We start from the raw sequence: 1,544 nt of genomic DNA on the forward strand, positions 1-1,544 counted from the left end.
CCTGAGGGGAGGAGTTGGAGGTGGGGGTGGCTGGCTGACCCTCCGCGGTGGCAGGCGGAACCAGCCCGACCCGCGGCGGCAGAGGGGGCTTCTTCACAACCCCTTTGTCATTCCGAGGCGCCGCAGGCGAGCCCGGAACCCAGAACCGCTGAGGCGGCAAGCTCGAGCATTGTCAGCGGTTCTGGGTCCCGGGCTCCGCGGAGCCTGTCCTCGGACTGGCCAGAGGCCAGATCCGGAGGCGGCCCCGGGATGACAAGCTTGGGTGCTCAGTTACTTTAAAAGGAACGCCCATCTGCAATTACCCTCCCCGCAAGGGGAGGGAAGGGCGCTCTACCGCCCCGCCAGCAGCGGCGACCAGGTAGGGTCGGAGGCGTAGGAGGGCGTGGGCACGGGCTGCTCCACCTTGCCGGTGATGTCGACCATGTAGAGCTTGCCGCCGCCCTCGCCGCCGGGATCGCGGAAGAACAGGACGTACTGGCCGTTCGGCGCGAAGGTCGGGCCTTCGTTGTGGAAGCCCTCCGTCAGCACGCGCTCGCCCGAGCCGTCCGGCTTCATCACGCAGATCGCGAAGGAGCCCTTGCGCTGGCGGGTGAAGGCGATGAGGTCGCCGCGCGGCGACCAGGCCGGCTGCGAGGCCGAGCCCTCGCCGAAGGAGATGCGGGTCGGGTTCGAGCCGTCGGCGCCCATCACGTAGACCTGTTGCGAGCCGCCGCGGTCGGATTCGAACACGATCTTCGATCCGTCCGGCGAGAAGGTCGGCGAGGTGTCAATGGCGTTGCCGTTGGTGATCGGCGTCTGCGACTTCGAGGCGAGGTCCATGGCGACGATGTCGGCGTTGCCGCCCTGCTGCACGCTCATGACGAGGCGGCGGCCGTCGGGCGAGAAGCGCGGGCTCGTGCTCATCGAATCCATCCGGCCGATGGCCTGGCGGGTGCCGGTCTCGAGGTTGATCACCTGGATGCGCGGCTGCTGGCCCGAGGTCTGCGTCATGTAGGCGATGTCCTGGGTCGCAGGCGAGTAGCGCGGCGCCACGACGGAGGCCTCGCCGCCGGTCAGCGCGCGGACATTGGCGCCGTCCTGGTCCATGACCATCAGGCGCTTGCGCCGATTCTCCTTGGAGCCCGATTCGTCGACGAAGGCGATGCGGCTGTCGAACCAGCCGCCGAGACCCGTGATCTTCGAATAGACGGCGTCCGAGATCAGGTGGCCGGTGCGGCGGGCGTTGGCCGGGTCGGTGCCGTATTGCTGGCCGGTCATCTGCTGGCCCGAGGTGACGTCCCAGAGACGGAACTCGACCTTGAGCTTGCCGGACGCGTCACGCCCGACCCGGCCGGTGACCAGCGCCTGGACGCCGGCGCTGCGCCACTTCTCGAAGCCCGGCACCGCATCGAAGCCGGGGCTTTCGGGAAACTTCGCCTTGTCCAGCGGCGTGAAGTAGCCGGAGCGGCGCAGGTTGTTCGTCACCACGCTCGACACCAGCAGGCCGAGGCTCGCATCGCCGCCGAAATCCGTGATCGCGATCGGCATGGGCTGGAAGGCGCCGC

1 protein-coding gene is annotated in these 1,544 nt (G+C 68.8%); it reads right to left on the reverse strand.

Translation table 11 applies throughout. The annotated features are described in order from the left end of the window. Positions 1–330 precede the first annotated feature (330 nt). Positions 331–1,544: Tol-Pal system beta propeller repeat protein TolB (tolB, locus tag VHK87_RS04835; protein WP_329633763.1), on the reverse strand; the 1,214-nt coding region annotated here is incomplete at its 5' end.

It is taken from the genome of Phenylobacterium sp. (genome assembly GCF_036263695.1).
Taxonomy (GTDB): Bacteria; Pseudomonadota; Alphaproteobacteria; order Caulobacterales; family Caulobacteraceae; genus Phenylobacterium.